Origin of the sequence: Amycolatopsis sp. WAC 04182, assembly GCF_003947465.1 — a bacterium.
Taxonomy (GTDB): domain Bacteria; phylum Actinomycetota; class Actinomycetes; order Mycobacteriales; family Pseudonocardiaceae; genus Amycolatopsis.
Genome location: NZ_QHJJ01000004.1, coordinates 554,625 through 571,267, shown reverse-complemented (window position 1 = coordinate 571,267; position 16,643 = coordinate 554,625). Strand labels below are relative to the sequence as shown.

Sequence of the window (16,643 nt, the reverse complement as noted above, 5' to 3'; positions counted from 1 at the left end):
CTTCCCCCTCCTTGCTCAGGCGGCGGCCCCGTAGAGCGATCCCCAGGTGCGTCCGCCGATGTCCAGATCTGTTGAGAGCGGCACGCCGAAGAAATCGGGTACCGCCATTGTCGATTGAATTTCGAGCCCGATTTCTTTCGCGTCTTCGGCGGGTGCAACGAAGACCACTTCGTCATGCACCGGAAGCCGGAGATAATCGGTCAGGCCGCGCTCATCGAGCCGTAACAACGCTTCGGCGAGAATGTCGCGCGAGGTGCTCTGAACCATGTAGTTCGTGGCCGCGTAGAGCCGTCGCCGGTCAAGCGGGAGACGGCGCCCGGACGGGGTGATGACCTCCTTGGCGCCCCACTCGGCCCGGTTCTGAAGCCGCTTCGAGTACCGCCGGACCCCGGCATAGGCGCGGTCATAGGCGCGGATGGCGGCCTTGACCTGGTCCAGCGGTGCCCCGGTCTGCCGGGCGAGGGTGTCCGGGCCTCCGCCGTAGACCTTGCCGAACCCGATGCCCTTGCACACCTTGCGGTGGTACTCGGTGAAGCCGGGGCCGTAGATCAGCTCCGCCGTGAAGCCGTGCAAGTCCTTTCCGGCGTGGATTGCGGCGGTCATCTGGACGTCCCCGGAGAGTGCGGCGAGTACGCGCAGCTCGACCGCCTGATAGTCGACCGTGCCGACAACGCAGCCGGGTTCGGCCTGCATGGCGCGGCGGATCACCCAGTCGCCGGACGGGAGTTGCTGAAGCGGCGGCCGGGAGATCGACATCCGCGCTGTGCGGGCCTGAAGGCTCGCGATGTCCGGGTGAATCCGGTCCTGCCCGTCGCGGCGGGACAGCATGGCGTCCGCGTAGGACGTCGCCCACTTTGACGCGCGCTTCGCCCGCAGCACAGCGTCCGCAAGGGGATTCGGTTCCCGCACGCCGATGCGTTGCCACTTGCGGTCAAGGTCGGCAAAGGGCAACAAGACTTCCTTGTCGACCTTCAGCGCCCCGGATTCCGTTGTCTCCGTGAGGGTTTCGCCCATGCCTTCGAGCGCGGCGGAGATCTGCGCCGGAGCGTTGACCGACGACACACCGAACCTGCGGGCAACCCCGCTCCACTCGTCGGCTTCGGCGAGCAGCCGCGCGGCAAGGGTTTCGGTGTACTCGACGTCCAACAGGAAGCCCTTTGCTTCCATCCGCGCGCACACCAGCGCTACCGCGTGCTCGAACTCCGAGAGCCGCTCATACCCGGCGGCCTGCGCGAGCGGACCCAGCACGCGGAACAGGCGGGCCGTCAGGATGACGTCCAGCCCGGCGTACAAGGTATACAAGGGATTGCGGAGGTCGATTGCGGCCCAACCGGTTTCCTTGTTGTGCCCGATCTTCCGGAACTCCGAGTACAGCCCGGCTTGCGTGTCCGGCGCGTCCGGGTCGATGTGCCGTGCCGACAAGGGTTTGAGCCCTTGCCCGATGCCGCCGGGGTCCTGCGGGCCGCGCGGGTCGAGCAGATGCGCGAGAATCCGCGTGTCCGTGATCCGGCGCCACAAGCTCGTCAGTTCCACGCCGAGATGAGCCCACACGGCGAGCGCATCGAACTTAGCGTTGTGCGCCAACAAGTACGGCAACGTTTCGAGCGCTTCGCGGACGGCGGCTTGTGGTGCACACACCAGGCCGGCGAGAGGGTCGACCGGGATCACCCACGCTTCGCGTTCGGTGCCGAACTGGACCAGGCGAACCCGGAATCCGGGCGCGAAGATGTCAAGCCCGGTTGTCTCCGTGTCGAACGCAATGGGACGGTTTTCGTTGCTACGGCACCAATCCAGGAACGCGCAAACATCCTCGGACGTCTCGACGTTGCGGACGATGACCTGTTCCCCGGCGACCCGGTAGCGCTGTACGCGCATAGCCCCCCTTGCTGAAAGCGCGCAGAACTGACCAGGCCACAAGGAGAACCCTGCGGCCCGGCCTGTCTGCTTAGTGGTTGCGGGCTATCCCGCGTGGATCTCGTCCGGGCGTGCGGCCCGTACTCCGACCAGCTTCTTACCCGCGTTCGCGCGCACGCTCTTCACCTTGCGCGATTCCAGGTTGCGCGCGAATTCCCTTGGACCCCAACGAAGAACCTGCATCACCTGCTCTTCGTCCCGCCAGTTCTGGAACATGTCCCACGCCTGCTTTTGCAGGATGGTTCCCTGCGGGTCACGCACGAGCACGCCCGGCAGGAACCCGTCCAATAGGTCGGACTGTTGCCGGTACTCGGCGACGGCTGCGCGCACGGACGCGGGTTCACGGAGGCCCCCGGCGTACCACTCGGCCGCCCCCTGCACTGCCCACGCGAGGATGCCCGGCGCTTCGGCGAGCAAGGTCCGCGACAGGGCCGGGTCCTTGTCCGCGTCGCTGAACGAGCGCGTGAACGGGATGAGCCTTGTCCTGCGCCAAAACCCGTCATCCTGCCCACGCACATCGGGCCGGTAGTTCGTGGCCATGAGCATGAGCGCGGTGGGCTGAAAGGTGAAGATCCCCTTGTACAGCTCGCGTGCCGTAACGGGGTCTCCGGCGGTGAGCTGTTTCAACAGTGCTTCGTTCAGACGCAGCCCCTCGGACAGCTCCGAGAGCACCGCCAGGCGGACACCGCGTAGCGCGGCAAGAGCCGGGTTCGCGGCGCCTGGATCGTAGCTTCGTTGGTAGGCCACGGCCGCTTGCGAGACATGCCCCGTGATCCCGCGCAGCACGTCCGCCAAGGTGTTGACGAACACCGACTTGCCGTTAGAGCCGTGCCCGTAAAGCAATGCGAAGGCGTGCTCTCGTGTCTCGCCGGTGATGCCGTACCCGATGAGCCGACGCATATACGCGGGCAACTCGGCGTCGTCCGGGAAGATCTCCGCGAGGAACTGTGTCCATCGTGGACACTGTGCGTCCGGGTCGAAGTCCTGCCGGATGAGCTTGGTCAGTCGGTCGTCCCGTGCGTGCGCCCGTAGCCTCCCAGTGCGGAGGTCTACGGTCCCGTTGGCGAAGGTGAGCAAGTGCGGGTGTGCGTCGAAGTCTTCGACTTCGTGACCGGTGATCGTGCGCAGGTGCTCCAGCGCGGCCCGGATGCCGGAATCCATGTGCATCCGGCGCGTGGTCTTCAGCGCGGACTTGTAAGCGTTGGACTCGTCGCCGAACCGCTCGCGGATCTCGGCAAGCTCCGCCGTCATCGCGTCGGCCACCCGGTGCCCGATCGCTCGTTCCCGCGTGGCGCTCATGACTGACCACACTTTGCCCGTCCACGTCAGGAAGCCGACTCCGTCCACATAGGCCGTGTCCTTGCCGACGATGTCCAGCGCCCTGCGGGCGTTCGCGATGTCGGTTCCCTCCATCGGCACTCGCTCCCTTCGCGGCCTGGTCGGTGTCGTCGGTGTCGGGTCCACAGCCGCCCACGCGGGTGCGTCGGACACGGCGGTGTGCAGCGCTGCGGCGAACTCGCCCGGTCCGGCGGCACGCCACGCGGCAAGATCCTTGATCCCGGCAGGGATGGCGAGGACGCACACCTGAACGTCGAGCGCGGCGAGCTGCGCGCCCAACGCGTCGTTGAACTCCCGGCCGCTGCGGTCGTTGTCCCCGGCGAGCACGAACAAGGCCCCGTCCGGCGCCCCGTCGACCAGCTCCCGCGCCGTGCGTTCGGAGCGCGCGACCCCGGAGCCCCGGACGGCCACGGCGGTGTACCCGGCGGACACGGCCGTGAGGGCGTCGCCTGGTCCCTCGGTCACTAGGACCGTGTCGAAGCTCCCGGAGGTGCGGAACACCCCGGTTGCGGACCACCTCATGCCTTCGGCCGGGCTCGCGAGGTTCACCCAGCGGGCCGGACACTTCCCCGCAATGTCGCGGCCCTGAAGCCCGCGCGGGGTGCCGTGCCAATCGAGCATGGGCACGACCAAGCGCGGGTGAGCGGTGTACGCCTGCGTGCGGAAGTCCCGGCCCCGCGTCGTCACGGTCCCGTCGTCGTGGCCAAGCTGAAGCTCCCGGCCCATGTCCTCGGTGACCCCGAACCGCTCAAACGCGTACACGGCGCTCTGAGAGCCGGGAAGGCGGGCGGCTGCGGCGGTCACATACTGCATGAGCGCGGCGACGGCGCCGGGGTCCAGCTCCACGGGCGGAGCGTCGGAGAGCGTCGGCTCACCGCTCACCCCGAACAGGTCGGCCGTCCGCAGCCCGGCGGCCGTCAGGACAGCGTCGGTCGAGCATCCGGCGCGGCAGTGAATCAGCGCCCGCCCGTCAGCCTTGAGCGAGACGAACAAGCTCGGTCGTCCGTCTCCGTGCGCGGGACAGGTCACCAGGACCCCGCCCCGGTCTTCGAGCACGGCCCCGCCACCCAATCGCTGTAGCAGCGCGTCAACGTGCAACGTCTTCCCCTCCTGATCAGTTGGTGTGTGCACCACAAGCCCCCTTCGCCGGCCGCGGGGCCGGGGATGTGGCGTGTGCACCACGAGCGGACCACGTCTGACCTGCGCCAAGCGAGCCGCCGGGCGAAGTTGGCAAAATTTGGCAACACCCCGGCGCGGCGGGTCGTGAACGACGAAAAGGCCCCCGGAGCGGTCCAGGTGGACAGCTCCGGGGGCGGTAGTGCGAGCGCCTACGCGGCGCCCTTGATGGTGATCTCCGGGCGGTGGTACTCGACGTGGCGACCGGCCTTCGTGTCGTACTCGACGAAGGTCAGTTTCAGGTCCGCCTTGAGCGGGCCGTCCGCAGCGGACAGCGTCCGCTCCAGCTCCGGCAGGTCGTTCACGAGCGACCACGAACCGGACGAGAACAGGAACAGCCCAAGGTCCGGGTCGTCGGCCAGACGGAACCGCAGCCGGATGTCCGGCTTCGGACCCCGGCCGCTCTTGGCCTGCTCCTTGCGCTTGGTCAGCTCGCGCGGGCAACCGCACGACTCGCCGATCTCCGCATCTTCGGGGTGGCCTTCGATGAAGTACGCCCCGTCACAGATGTGGATCGGCCCGGCCTGCCCGTAGAGAGCCATCCGGGTACGCAGTGCGGAAGCGTCCTCGATCACGACGGACACGCTCGCGGAGTCGGTCATCACCTGAAGGTTGTCGGACTTGTCGGTGTCCCACTCTTCCGGAGTGCCGCCGTACAGCTCCGCCATGCGGTCGGCGACGTCCGGGTCATCGGTCGTCACACGCCACTCTGACAGCGCCTGCGGGCGGCGACCGATCAGGATGCCGGAGCGGAAACGCCCGACGATGTCGTCGGCGAAGGTGTTCCGCGTCTTGGGCTTGGCGTCCGGATCGGTCTCGAAAATACGCAGCGACAAAAGGAATCCTCGCTGTCGTGTGCGGACCCGGCTGGTCCGCAGTGGTGCAGAAGCTCAGAAACGGAACGGGTTCACGTACTGCGGCGCCCGAAGCTCGCGGTACAGCGCGTCCATGTAGGCCGCGTTGCGCCGGGCGGTGAGCCTGCGGGACTCCGCCTTGCGTGCCTCTTCGGCCTTCTCCCGCGCGGCCCGCTCGCTCGCGGCCATGTCGGCGGCCTTGATCAGCGTTTCGCCGATCTCGCGGGCCTGCGCTTCGGTGAGCGGCAAGCCCTTGGCGTCCCCGGTGCCATCGGCCGTGATCTTGATGGTTGCGGCGTGCTCGTCGTTCGCCTCCACGCGGTTGACCCGCAGCGTGCGGCGGTGCGCGGTGACGACGGCCGGGAAGGGTGAGACGGTCTCGACCTTCGCGCCCTTGGGCAGCGTGGCCGTGTCCGGCTTGTCGGTGGTTTCGTACGTGACCTTGTGCGTTGCCATGAAACGGTTTCCCCTCTTGCTACTTGCTGGACGAGCGACGTTCGGAGCCGGTCGAAGCGACGGACTCATAAAGTGGTTTGCCGATGACGGTTGACGCTTCGGTCGTGACCCAGTCGAAAACCTTGCGCAGGGTCAGGAAGTAGCCGAAGACCTCTGCGTCGACACGAGCCGGGACGAGCTTCCAGCCCTCCGGCCGCAGATGCAGTACCGCGCCCGCGTGGATCTCCGGAACGGGCGCCTGCTCGCCGTCCTGCGTCACGATGTGGTCCGCGTAGCTGTACGCGGAGAGCTGCAACGCCACCTCTTCGTGGACGCCGGAGCGCGTCGACTTCGCGTCGAGCATCACCGTTTCGCCGTCGATGTCACAGATGGCGTCGAACGAACCGGCGTACTTGTGCGTGGTCGACCACACCGTGTCTTCGATGTGCCGATAGGACGGTTGGTACTTGTCGTGAAACTCGTTGATCCACCGGACGTAGGGTTCCAAGTCCGGATGCTGCCTCCCGACCTGATCGCCCCGCGCCAACTTCTCGTACAGCGCATGGACTTCTGTCCCGATGTCAGCCGCTTCGTTCGTGGTCCGGCGGTGCGCCCGCTTGAGGTAGTCGACCGCGCCGGTTGGGTCGTTCATGGCCAGACCGACCACGGGGCCGATGTTCGACACGGCCGATTCGGCGGTGACCTTCGCGGCCCAATAGGTCAGGAAAGGCTTGGGAAGCATGGAAAGTACGGACGTGACGCCGGGGACCTTCTCGCGGGTCTCAGGGTTCACGTAGAAGCGGCTTCCGCCGCGCTTGATGGTTTTTACTGCGCTCACTCATTTCCCCTCTGTCGCGCTCTCTCAATCCGATCAGTGGCGGTAGAGGGACGCGAGGGGACATGATCCGACGAGAAAGTTTCCGGACATGAAAAAGCCCCTTGTCCCACAAGGGAAAGGGGCTCATTCTTCGAGCTGCCCGCTACGGGCCTTCGGGTTCCAGTCGGGTACGCAGACGGCTACACGCGGCGGCCGTGTCGGCGAGAACAGCGCGGACTTTCTCGGCAGTGTCCGCGTCCAAGGTGGACGCTTCCGGCGAGTCGACAAGGGCGGTAGCAAGCGCGTGGAGTTGCGCTACCTGATCGGGCAGGCTCGCCGGAGCACTGGTGACCTGATCGACATCCGCGCCAGACGCGCTCTTGCGACGCGGGGCGTTACGGTCCTGCGGGCTCAGGTCGTATTCGGCGAGCTGTTCCGTGCTCAGCTCCCGCCGCAGCACGATTCCGACTTGATGGCGGACCGACCCTTGCAGCCGCTTCGAGTCCTCACGGGACAGCCCCGACGCTTCGTAGAGCGCGGCCACGGCGGATCGGTACGCCTGCGACTTCGCCGCGTAATCCGGCCTGCCCTTCTCGTCCTGGAACGTCCCCCGCAGCTCGAACAGCACGCGGGCTAGCTCCTGCTTGGCGTCAAGCGAGTTGCGCAGGACGGCAGTCTTCGCCAGGTCCGCCCCGGTGCGGACAAGCGCGGCCTGCCGGGTCGTGAGGTCCGGATGTGCTCCCATGTCTCCCACCCTTTCACGGGGCGAGCCCTCCATGCGGACTCGCCCCGTGACCATGGTAACGCAGCTCAGCCGTGCTTATTCGTCGTCTTCGTCCTCTTCGTCGCGCGGGCGGAAAGGCTCCATGCAGTCGCCGCAGAGGATCGGGGCGCGCTCCAGGCGGCCGGGGGTGATCGGGAACGGGTCGGCCTCTGCGCAGATGCACGTGACGTAGATCCGCTTCCCGCCGCGCTTCCCGCCGCGCGAGCCCCTGCCGCGCTTCTGTGTGCCGCTACCGCCGTCGCCGTCTTCCCCGCCGTCGCCACCTTCCCCACCCAAGGCGCCGGGGTCTCCGTTCTCCAGTCTCCGGCCCTCAGCCAGGTACGCGAGACGAGCGGTTTCGAGTTTCTCGATGACCTTTTCGTACTTCGCGGCGGTCTTGTCGGTGATCTCGACCTGCGAAAAGCCGATGGACTTGTGCGGCGCCTTGCCTTCGGGCCAGACAAGGCCCAGTTCGTTCGCGGCCTTCACGAACGTCTTGTTGTGGCGGCCGTTGATGTTGGTCCCGTGTTCGCTGCGAGCCTCGTTGAGTCCGTGCGCGGCTTCGTGCAGAAGGGTTTGCATGATCCGGCGGCCGGGCAGTCCGAGCAACTCGCCGGAGACGAACAGTTCCGGCATACCCGTGAGGATCTGCTGAATGACGTTGGGCGCAGCGCCTTCCTTGCCCTCTTCGTCCTGCGTCCAGCGACCAGGCCAGAAGTGCGCCCACTTCGGGTTCTTTCCGTGGAAGCCGGAGCCCGTTACCACGACCACGTCGGGTAGCTCCTTGTGCTTACGCTGGATCGCGCGCCACGCCATCTCAATGGTCTTGATGATCTCGCTACCGGTCTTCGTCATGTCCGCTTCCCTCCGTCGTGGCCTGCTGCAACAAACCTAAGCTGCGTTACCATGGTAACGCAGCTACTTGTGGTACACACCACAACGGCACAGCTGCGCCCGGCTTGGCGTGCACACCACAAGAAGGCCCCGCGGCCGGCTCGAGTGCGCTTGATGTGCACACCACAAGCCGGACGCGGGCAGGCAGGCCACGGGCTCAGTCGGCCGGGGCGGTCTCCGGCTCCGGCGCGATGTCGTCGAACTCGTAATCGTGGGCGCGCACGCCGCGCTGGTCGGCCGGGACGGCGGTCACCCGGCGGTGGATCTCCACGCCCGCGATGAGCGAGACCGCAGCGGCGGCGACGTCGAGCAGGGCGCCGTCCGGCAGGCCGGGCACCAGGTGCACGAGCAGACCCACCAGGGCGCCCACGAGAGTGAGGACCAGGGCCGGGAACCGGCGGACATAGGCAATCAAAGTACGTACTCCTTCACGAGCTGGTGGACGCGGTCGGCGAGCGCGTCCGGGGTGTCGTCGTTGGTCACGGTCACGTCCGCGCGAATGGCGTCGGACTCGCTTTCGGACACGTGGGTGTCGGCTCCGGTCAGGCCGGGCCGCCGGACGCGGAGGATGACGAAGCCGCGTGCCCGCAGCTCGTCCGCTTCGTTGGCGAATCGCACGTCCGGGACGACCACGGGCCCGTGCACCAGGCGGGCGCGGTCGGTCAGGGCGTTGACCCACACGTCCGGTCCGAGGGCCTCCCGCGCGCTCACCCCGAGACGCTGAAGAACTCGCCGCGTCTCCGGGTAGGCGTCCTTCGCGCACTCCCAGCCGATCCGGTCGACCACGTCCGCGAGCCGCTCCGCCTCCCGCACGAGCGGGCTCGTTTCGTAGGCCATGGCCTTCAGCGGGTCGGCGAAGCCAAGTCGCGTGTACCCGTGATGCCGCACCAGCACCCCGGCGGCCGTGTCCTTCCCCGACCGCATCCGGCCGACGATGCCGACAGACCTGCGTGTCATCTCTATCCCCTCCCTGTGGCTGCCCCTTGCTTCGTCTTCAGTGGCGGTAGGAGGGCTTAGGGGGACATGGGCGGGCCGGAAACCTTCCCGGCCCGCCCGAGGGCCTCTCAGAGCTTCAGGGCCGCGAGCGTGCGCGGACCCGCGATGCCGTCCGCGACGAGCCCGGCCCGACGCTGAAACTCCTTGACCACACTTTCCGTACCGGCGCCGTAGATGCCGTCCGCCGTGAGATGCGAGTACGCGGGGTACCAGGCGTTGAGCCGACGTTGCAGCGTGGTGACAGCCGGACCTTGCGAACCGCGCTTGAGCGTGGCCCCCGGCGGCGTAGGTGTAGGAGTGCCCCCACCAGTGCCAGGAACAGCACCCCCAAGGCCGGAAGTGATTCGCGCCCACGTGGCGGGGCCGACAATCCCGTCAGCGGTGATGCCCTGCCGGGACTGGTAGCGCTTGACGGCCGATTCGGTGTCAGTTCCGAAAATGCCGTCCGCCTTGAGACCAAGGAATCGTTGGACCAGCGCGACGTCGGCCCCGGAGCTACCGCGCTTGAGGGTGGCGCGTCCACCGGAGCCGGAGTCAGGAGGGGAGGGGTTTCCGCCCCCGTTCAGTCGGGTAGCGACCGCAGCCACGCGGGAGTGGGGGGCGTTGATCTCGAAGTGCATTTCGTCCGCGCGGCCGGAGTAGTCGCCGCCCCATCGGACGACGTTGTCCACTTCGGACAGAATGCGGTGGATCTCGGCGACCTGCGGCCCGGTGAAGGTTCCACGCTTGCCGAGCGGGTGCCGCGTCGCGTTTGCATCGGCGGCTGTGGCCGAAGCGTGGTTGCTGGTCGCGGTGCCACCCCGGATCGGGCGGTTCGCGTAACCCCAGTCGTCGGCGCCCTGGTCGAGATCCTCAACGCGCTTGTCGAATTGGGACAGTACGTACATGAGCACGTCGCCCGCCGGGCCGTCCGCAACGACGATGCGAACATTCGTGCCGGGGACCGTGCGGGACGAGCGCGGAGGGTTCACGGGCCAGCCGTTCTGAGAAACAGCCATAGAGAAACTCCCTTGCAGCAGAAGAAAAGAGAAGGTGGCTTGTGGTGTGCACACCACAAGGGAGGCACCGCGGCCGGCGAAGGGCCTCTTGTGGTGCACACGCCAAGGTCAGTAGCCGAAGCCGCGCGGCTCCAGCGGCCAAGTGCCGTAGGTGTTCGGGAACGGGGCCGCCTCTTCCGGTGACGGCGCCGGGAGGTCGGGGGTCTCGAACACAGGCGGAGGCAAAGGAGGAACCGGCTTCGGCAACTCGATCGGTTCCGGGTCAGGCGGAGCAGGATCGTCGGTCGGCTCCATCGTCAGCGTCAGTCGTTGCCGTGCAGCGGCGGCACTCGGCGTCCCCTGAAGCAACGTGCCTTCCGCCGTCGCAGTCGGGTATGACGACAAGGGCGCCAGGAACGTGTACTCAGGTTCGTACACGAGCACGGCGTAGGTGTTCTCGCTCGGTGCCACCCAGCTTTGCAAGACGTTGGCCTGTGTCACGGAGAACCCGTTAGCCGTTGCGTCCGCGTGAATACTGCTTGGCCGCGTGTAGTGGACGTGGTTGGCGGTGGCTTCGGCGAAGTACCGAACGACGCACTTCCGCAGCGCGGAAATGGCTTCGGTGTCCTGCCATTCGTCAACCGGCATTCCGTGTAGCCATGCCAGCTCGAACACTTGAAGGTTCCATCCGTCGGGGTTGGTCAGCCCCCGGACAGTGAACGGTCGGGTAGACGTCGTTAGGCCGCCTAGTGTCGCCTCGAAATTGAACCGAAGAGACGAAGTCCCGAAGAGTTGAATCATGAAGCGCGCAATCAGAACGGGATACTTCGGGTTTACCATTCCGCTTGCGTAGACCGGTTGGCGGCCGTCGCGCGTGAATATCGGCCGAGCAACGCCCCCGTCGTTTGTCGTGAGCCTGTCGCGGTAGGTAACCTTTCGTTCTCCGCGCTCAAGGGCGCTTATTCTGTCCGCGAGACCCCGGAATTCCGCTTGCAGCGACGGCGGCAAGGTCGGATTAGCCATTGGCGTCACCTCCGAATACTTCGCGGGGCGCGGCGGTCAAAGTGATTTGTTCCGCGCCGGATTCGTCTACGGACACGGAAAGTTCGGTGATACGCCACATGCCGTCAATGGGGACAAGGCCAGACCCGCCACGTACGGTCAGTGCGTCACCTAAGGCGAAGTCATCGAGTCCGGGCGAGCTGTTCGGGTAGAGCGCGATGGAGGGCAAGGTGATAGGCGCGGAACCAATCCGGATGCGCTCTTCAGCCTTGGCCTTGAGCGTGCCGTACTCCTTGACGTCCGAAAAGGACTCGACGGCCTCCAGGCGCGGGAAGACCTTCGACGGTAAGCCCGCCGATGCCCACACCTGATCAGCGCCGTCCCCCGAACCGAGTGCGAAAGCATGCGTTACTACCGACTTTCCGCCTACTGTCGCCGACGGGATATCGCAGTTACGCCCCTGTTCGAGTGTGACGGCGCGATATCGTCCGACCGCCGGGTAGTGGACAGTGAACGTGGTGATTAGGTTCGCATCGCGCCAAGTGGTATCAAACGAGAAGTCGAACCCATTGATGACGGCGGCGAGTTGCTCGACCGCTTCGCCGATGCTCTTGTGTTCAGACTCTTTGTACGTGCGGTCCCGCTTTATTCCGGTCTTCTCGTTCCCGTACTCGATCATTCCCAGACGGGAGCCGTCGCCGTAGTTGCCCGCGTGCCGGAGAAGGGAGCGGGCAATGTCCGCCTGGTCTACCTGTGCGAATGCCGTCGTTGCGTGGTAGTGCCGATGGCGGAAGTATGAGAGCCAGCCTTCGCAATTCAACTCTAGCGTGCCTGCCGCGAAATCGGCGGAGGCATCCCAGACGAGCCCAGACCAGACGATACGGCCGGACCGCTCGATGTATACGGCGGTGGCTCCGCCTGCGATGACCGTTTGTGTGTTCACGCGGGCAACGGTTGGGTTCAGAGCGATTGTGACGGATGCCGATCCGGGGGCGTTCAGGGTGTTGGTGTAGCTGAACTTCTCCGCTGGTAGTTCGCCGTGAATGATTCCTGACAAGACGTCTCGGAAGAGAACACGATATGTGGCGGTCACAGAGCCCCGATATCCTCGACCATGAGAATCCGGCCGTTACCGCCCGAGAAGGTCAAGGCCGGGTTGTCGAACCCGTTTGCGGTCAGGCCAAGCGAATACGTGCCGCTCGTGGGGACAGTGAACGTAGTCACCATCTCGAAGGTCTGTCGTGTCGCGTTGTTCTTCAGGATGCCGGTCGTCTTGATGACGGGGCTAGACAAGGACACGGACGTGCCCGCAGCAAGGCGGATATCCGCGCTACCGTTCGGCGGCCCGAAACCGGCGGCATGGTGTTGCGCCGAGAACGTAACCTTGTATCGGCGCGATGCCGAAAGGCTCAACGTCAGGCGTTCCAGGAGAACGGGCGATGTGAAGGTGTCTTCCGTTGTCCGCTTCACCTCGCCGACCCAGCCGCGAGGCAAGGTCGGATCGGTCGCACCGATCCACGCCGAACCGTTCCACAGCCACAGTTGGCCGGTGGTGCCGTCCGACCAGATCTGACCAGGGCGGCCCCTGGCGGGCCTCTCCGTGCTCGTGATGGTCGGACCCGCGATCATCTGTTGCCCGCCAACGAAACGCTTGTCGAAGCCGGACGGGTTGACCCCCTTCGACGCGGCCGGAACAGCGAAATCCCAGACAACGTAAGCGTTTGGGGTCTCCGGCGGTACGGGCGTCGCGGCGGGAGTGCCTTTGCGGATCTCCATGAACCACTTGCCCGTGTCCGCGCCGGTTACCGGCGGGACGGCGTAGGCGACGAGCCGGTCTGTGCGGTCGCGGGTCGAGTCGGCAGGGTCCAGCGTCAACGCTGTTGCTTCCGTCGACTCGACCAGATAGACGCCTGATTCTGTTGCTCCGGAGGGGATCGCACCGCGTCCCGGCGCGACGGTGACGGCCGACCCAGACAGTGACACGGCGAAGTCGGCGGTTCCGAAGAGTCCGACCGTGTCGCCGATCATCTGACCCAGCAACCGCCGGACAAGCCCGGCAGCGTATTCGGTGCCGTCACAGAAGAGCGGTGGAGTGTCCATCTGTTTGACAAGCGCCATATAGGAATTTCCTCCCGGCGAAGATCAGACCCACGCAGATGTCCATTGGCATTCCAACGAGGCGCCTTCGCCACTTGAACCGGGATCGATGCGGAATCCGCGAAACACGAACTCGGTAAGGCCGGGTGAGCAGGTAAGCCACGTGTTCGCGGTACCTGAAGTAAGGAACCGCGGGGCAGTGCCATTAAGTAGGACTTCGTGGGTGTAGGTGTCGATATCGAGCCACTCGCCACGGAGTAGCGTGTAATTGAAGCTCAGCATTTGTCCGGTTGCGAGATTGATAATCTGCGGGTTGGTGACCGGTCCGCGAATGATGAACTTCGGGTAGGTCGTGAAGTTTCCTTCGTTGAGAACCCGGACGATTCCCAGGCTTCGGGGTGGCCCGAATTTGATGGGGAATCGGAACGGCGGTTTGATTCCGCCGCCTAGCGCGTTGGCGTCGGCAAGCGGTGCCGAGTCGCGCAGCAATACCGGGGAGACGATAAGCGGGCTTGCGCAATACATTTCGACCGTGACCATGGCGAGCCCGTTGGAGTACTCCACGTTTACCGGGATGCCGCGCTTGCGGACACGAGCGGAGACGAAGCGAACCCCGCCCCCGGCGATACCCGGAAAGCGGAACACCAGCGGCGCGTCCGGTGCGGCCGGGGTGAAGGCGGCCGTCACCGCGTTGAGCGCGTCGGCCAGCTCGGCGCCGTCGCGCCCGTATGCCTCGATGGTGAGGGTGACCGTTCGCGAGCCCAGGTAATCGGAGCCGCTCACGTCGCCGTGACGGCTCAGAGCCGCCCTGTCGGAGGTCCGCATGCCGGGGACGTCTAGAAGCCCGTCCACGGCCACGAGGGACAGCGGAGAGTCCGGGGCGCCGATGATCAGCCCCCGGTACTCCGCCATCCATTCGTCAGTGACGGCCTCTGCGGCTCGCTGCGCTGCGGAGAACAGGGTGGGAACGAGTTGCATTCGACTACCTCCCACCGGTTCTCATGGCCCACGCGACTTCGCGACCAATGGCGTACGGGTTCGCATTCGTTTGCGCATAGACATTTACGACGGCGCCATTTCCTGAACCCCCGCCGGCCGCGGCATGATTCGGAATTACCTGCGCACCTTTCGGCAATAGCACTTGCTCCGGTCCTCGCTCGCCGACCGTGTAAACTCCGGTCGCCGAGATCGGGCCACCCATGGCGCGGAAAGGGTTGATACTGCTAAGGAAATTGCCGACGTCCGAGATGCGATCCTGAATCCACTGAATCGCTCCCCGGATCTTGGACACAACCCAGTCGAACGCGTCGCCGATAGCCCGGCGGATGTCGCCTCCGAGATTGAAAAAGAACCCGGTTATTCCGGACCAGATATCGATGACCCAGTTATAGGCGCCCCGGACTTTGTCGACGACCCAGTTGAAATGTTCGGTGACAGTGCGGACGATGTTGCGTCCGGCGGACACGATGAAGTCCACGACCGCATTCCAAGCGTCGATCGTCCATTGTTTCACCGTGTCCCAATTCGCGATGATCAGCGCGACCAGACCGACGACGGCGGCGATAATCCAGCCGATAGGCCCCATGGCCATGACCCAGGCTGCGGCCATCTGCGCGCCCCGAATCAAGCTCTGCACGCCGAGTGCGACCCATCCGGCGACAAGCACGGCGAACGCGGGAACCTGCGCGGCGAGCGAGGCGAGCGCTTCCACTTTGGACAGAACCCAGGCTCCGGCGATGCGGGCGCCCTGAATCGCTGCCTGCACTCCCAGCCCGACCCACGCGGCCCCTAGAGCGACGAAGGCGATCATCTGCCCGGCGAGCGATGCGGCGGCCTGAACCTTCGACAAGACCCAGGCGGCGGCGACTCTCGCCGACTGCATAAGGCTTTGCAGCCCAAGACCAACCCACAGCGCGGACAGCGACACGAGGGCGGCCGACTGCGTGACGAGAGACGCAATCGCCTGAACCTTGGAAACCGTCCACGCCGCAACGGTTTGCGCTGCGCTGATGGTGGCCTGTACACCCATCGCGACGAGCGCGGGCAGGAACACGGCCGTGATGATCCCAGCCACGACGGAGAGCCAATCGGCATTACGCCCGACCCAGTCCACAAGGGACGTGAGAGCCGGAATTACCGTGCTGGTCAAGATCCCAGCGGCGACGCTCAGTGCCGGGCCTAGGACGGTGGCCAGTACGCCCGCTACCTTCTCGATGAGCGGCACCACGTAGGTACCGAGGACGGTCACGAGCCCGCTCGACAACGTACGGCCGAACGCTTCAAGCTTCGCCTGTGCGTTGTCATGCAACGTGTTTCCGGCCGCTGCGGCGGCTCCGGACACTTGGCCCAGACCCGCGACGGCGGTTGACGGGTCGAGCGCATAGAGCGCGTCCTGAAGGTCTTCCGCCTGCGTACCAAAGAGATTCACGGCCGCCGTTGAGCGCTTCACAGGATCGGGGATGGCGCGGAGCCGGTCTAGGGTGAGGTCGAGCGCTGCGGCGGCGACTGGCCCGCCTGCGGCGAACTTGCCCGCCATCTCCGACGCGCTCAGGCCGATTGCGGCGAAGCCGTCCGACGTGGTTTTGCTGCCATCCTTGGCGCGGATGGCGAACTCTTTCAACGCGTCGGCGACTTTGTCCGCGTCGCGCGCTCCGGCCTGGAGCCCTTGGGAGAGCAGGCCGGTAGCGGTCTGCCCGTCGAGTCCGAGAGCGCGGAACATGGTGCCGTACTCGTTGAGCGTGTCGAGAAAGTCGCCGGACTTGTCCACGCCGCGCTGAAACCCGGCAACGATGATGTCGAAAGCCTCGTCGGCGTTCGCTGCGAGGCCGGTACGAATCATCTGCCCAACGGCGCGGGTGACTCCGCCTAGGTCCTGGTCGAAGATCTTCGCCGTATCACTGGCCTTCGCGCCGATCCGCTGAAGCTCTGCCTGTGATGCGGTGCTCATGCCGTCGATGTTCTGCACGACACCGCGAATCGCTTCGGTGATATCGGCCATCGATTCGCCGTAGCCCTTGGCGTACAACGCTCCAGCGGCGGCACCGTAGGTCTTGGCCTGTGCTCCGGTCGCTCCAAGTTGGGCGTTGAGCTTGTCCGTCAACGACTCTTGCGCGATGGCGTCTGAGATGGCGGTACCGATGCCCGCGACCGCGCCGGACACGAGTGCGAATTTCGCGGCCATGCCAGCGACTTTCCCCGCGACGTTGCCGAGGGAGACGCCGAAGCCGGACACGGCCTGTTCGCCGTCGTCAAGTTTCTTGGTGAGGTCGGAGACGTCACCCAGGATGGTTACCTTGATCGGCTTAGCCATCGGCGCCCCCTCACGTCATGACCGGGGTACGTCGCGTCCCCGGCTCGTGTCCTCCGCCGTGTCGGCGGTT

General features: G+C 65.8%; 15 protein-coding genes. All 15 read right to left on the bottom strand.

Annotated elements, in window-relative coordinates:
• Nucleotides 1-15: 15 nt before the first annotated feature.
• Nucleotides 16-1,917 (bottom strand): DNA polymerase, encoded by a 1,902-nt coding sequence (locus DMH01_RS22935; protein WP_199745597.1) that lies wholly within the window; start codon nt 1,915-1,917, stop codon nt 16-18.
• Nucleotides 1,918-1,959: 42 nt separating this feature from the next.
• Entirely contained in the window at nt 1,960-4,308 is a 2,349-nt protein-coding gene (locus DMH01_RS22930) for a phage/plasmid primase, P4 family (RefSeq protein ID WP_125679298.1), read from the bottom strand.
• Between the two features lie 272 nt (nt 4,309-4,580).
• Complete coding sequence (locus tag DMH01_RS22925; protein ID WP_125679297.1) at nt 4,581-5,264, bottom strand: hypothetical protein; 684 nt, start codon at nt 5,262-5,264, stop codon at nt 4,581-4,583.
• A gap of 54 nt (nt 5,265-5,318) precedes the next feature.
• A complete protein-coding gene (locus DMH01_RS22920; RefSeq protein WP_125679296.1) occupies nt 5,319-5,738 on the bottom strand; it encodes a hypothetical protein in 420 nt (139 codons plus the stop codon).
• 19 nt (nt 5,739-5,757) lie between these two features.
• A complete protein-coding gene (locus tag DMH01_RS22915) occupies nt 5,758-6,555 on the bottom strand; it encodes a hypothetical protein (RefSeq protein ID WP_125679295.1) in 798 nt (265 codons plus the stop codon).
• A gap of 142 nt (nt 6,556-6,697) precedes the next feature.
• Complete coding sequence (locus tag DMH01_RS22910; protein ID WP_125679294.1) at nt 6,698-7,279, bottom strand: hypothetical protein; 582 nt, start codon at nt 7,277-7,279, stop codon at nt 6,698-6,700.
• Nucleotides 7,280-7,354: 75 nt separating this feature from the next.
• Nucleotides 7,355-8,152: a hypothetical protein gene (locus DMH01_RS22905; RefSeq protein WP_125679293.1), complete on the bottom strand. Its 798-nt coding sequence runs from the start codon at nt 8,150-8,152 to the stop codon at nt 7,355-7,357.
• 196 nt (nt 8,153-8,348) lie between these two features.
• Nucleotides 8,349-8,606: a hypothetical protein gene (locus DMH01_RS22900; protein ID WP_125679292.1), complete on the bottom strand. Its 258-nt coding sequence runs from the start codon at nt 8,604-8,606 to the stop codon at nt 8,349-8,351.
• Nucleotides 8,603-9,148, bottom strand: coding sequence for a hypothetical protein (locus DMH01_RS22895; protein WP_125679291.1), 546 nt, complete (start codon nt 9,146-9,148; stop codon nt 8,603-8,605). The genes DMH01_RS22900 and DMH01_RS22895 overlap by 4 nt, the downstream gene beginning before the upstream one ends.
• 107 nt (nt 9,149-9,255) lie before the next feature.
• Nucleotides 9,256-10,185 (bottom strand): peptidoglycan-binding protein, encoded by a 930-nt coding sequence (locus tag DMH01_RS22890; RefSeq protein WP_125679290.1) that lies wholly within the window; start codon nt 10,183-10,185, stop codon nt 9,256-9,258.
• 108 nt (nt 10,186-10,293) lie between these two features.
• Nucleotides 10,294-11,187, bottom strand: a complete 894-nt coding sequence (locus DMH01_RS22885) for a hypothetical protein (protein ID WP_125679289.1) — start codon at nt 11,185-11,187, stop codon at nt 10,294-10,296.
• Complete coding sequence (locus DMH01_RS22880; RefSeq protein WP_125679288.1) at nt 11,180-12,259, bottom strand: hypothetical protein; 1,080 nt, start codon at nt 12,257-12,259, stop codon at nt 11,180-11,182. Before DMH01_RS22880 ends, DMH01_RS22885 begins: the two co-directional genes overlap by 8 nt.
• Complete coding sequence (locus DMH01_RS22875) at nt 12,256-13,284, bottom strand: hypothetical protein (protein ID WP_125679287.1); 1,029 nt, start codon at nt 13,282-13,284, stop codon at nt 12,256-12,258. Before DMH01_RS22875 ends, DMH01_RS22880 begins: the two co-directional genes overlap by 4 nt.
• Before the next feature lie 24 nt (nt 13,285-13,308).
• A complete protein-coding gene (locus tag DMH01_RS22870) occupies nt 13,309-14,241 on the bottom strand; it encodes a phage tail domain-containing protein (protein WP_125679286.1) in 933 nt (310 codons plus the stop codon).
• Nucleotides 14,242-14,245: 4 nt separating this feature from the next.
• On the bottom strand, nt 14,246-16,573 hold the full coding sequence (locus DMH01_RS22865) for a phage tail tape measure protein (RefSeq protein ID WP_125679285.1): 2,328 nt from the start codon (nt 16,571-16,573) through the stop codon (nt 14,246-14,248).
• Between the last annotated feature and the right edge of the window lie 70 nt (nt 16,574-16,643).

Excerpts from the sequence above, each read along its gene's own strand:
- DMH01_RS22890 (WP_125679290.1), bottom strand. The coding sequence starts at position 10,185 with ATGGCTGTTTCTCAGAACGGCTGGCCCGTGAACCCTCCGCGCTCGTCC.
- DMH01_RS22870 (WP_125679286.1), bottom strand. The coding sequence starts at position 14,241 with ATGCAACTCGTTCCCACCCTGTTCTCCGCAGCGCAGCGAGCCGCAGAG.
- DMH01_RS22895 (WP_125679291.1), bottom strand. The coding sequence starts at position 9,148 with ATGACACGCAGGTCTGTCGGCATCGTCGGCCGGATGCGGTCGGGGAAG.
- DMH01_RS22910 (WP_125679294.1), bottom strand. The coding sequence starts at position 7,279 with ATGGGAGCACATCCGGACCTCACGACCCGGCAGGCCGCGCTTGTCCGC.
- DMH01_RS22905 (WP_125679293.1), bottom strand. The coding sequence starts at position 8,152 with ATGACGAAGACCGGTAGCGAGATCATCAAGACCATTGAGATGGCGTGG.
- DMH01_RS22920 (WP_125679296.1), bottom strand. The coding sequence starts at position 5,738 with ATGGCAACGCACAAGGTCACGTACGAAACCACCGACAAGCCGGACACG.
- DMH01_RS22885 (WP_125679289.1), bottom strand. The coding sequence starts at position 11,187 with ATGGCTAATCCGACCTTGCCGCCGTCGCTGCAAGCGGAATTCCGGGGT.
- DMH01_RS22875 (WP_125679287.1), bottom strand. The coding sequence starts at position 13,284 with ATGGCGCTTGTCAAACAGATGGACACTCCACCGCTCTTCTGTGACGGC.
- DMH01_RS22865 (WP_125679285.1), bottom strand. The coding sequence starts at position 16,573 with ATGGCTAAGCCGATCAAGGTAACCATCCTGGGTGACGTCTCCGACCTC.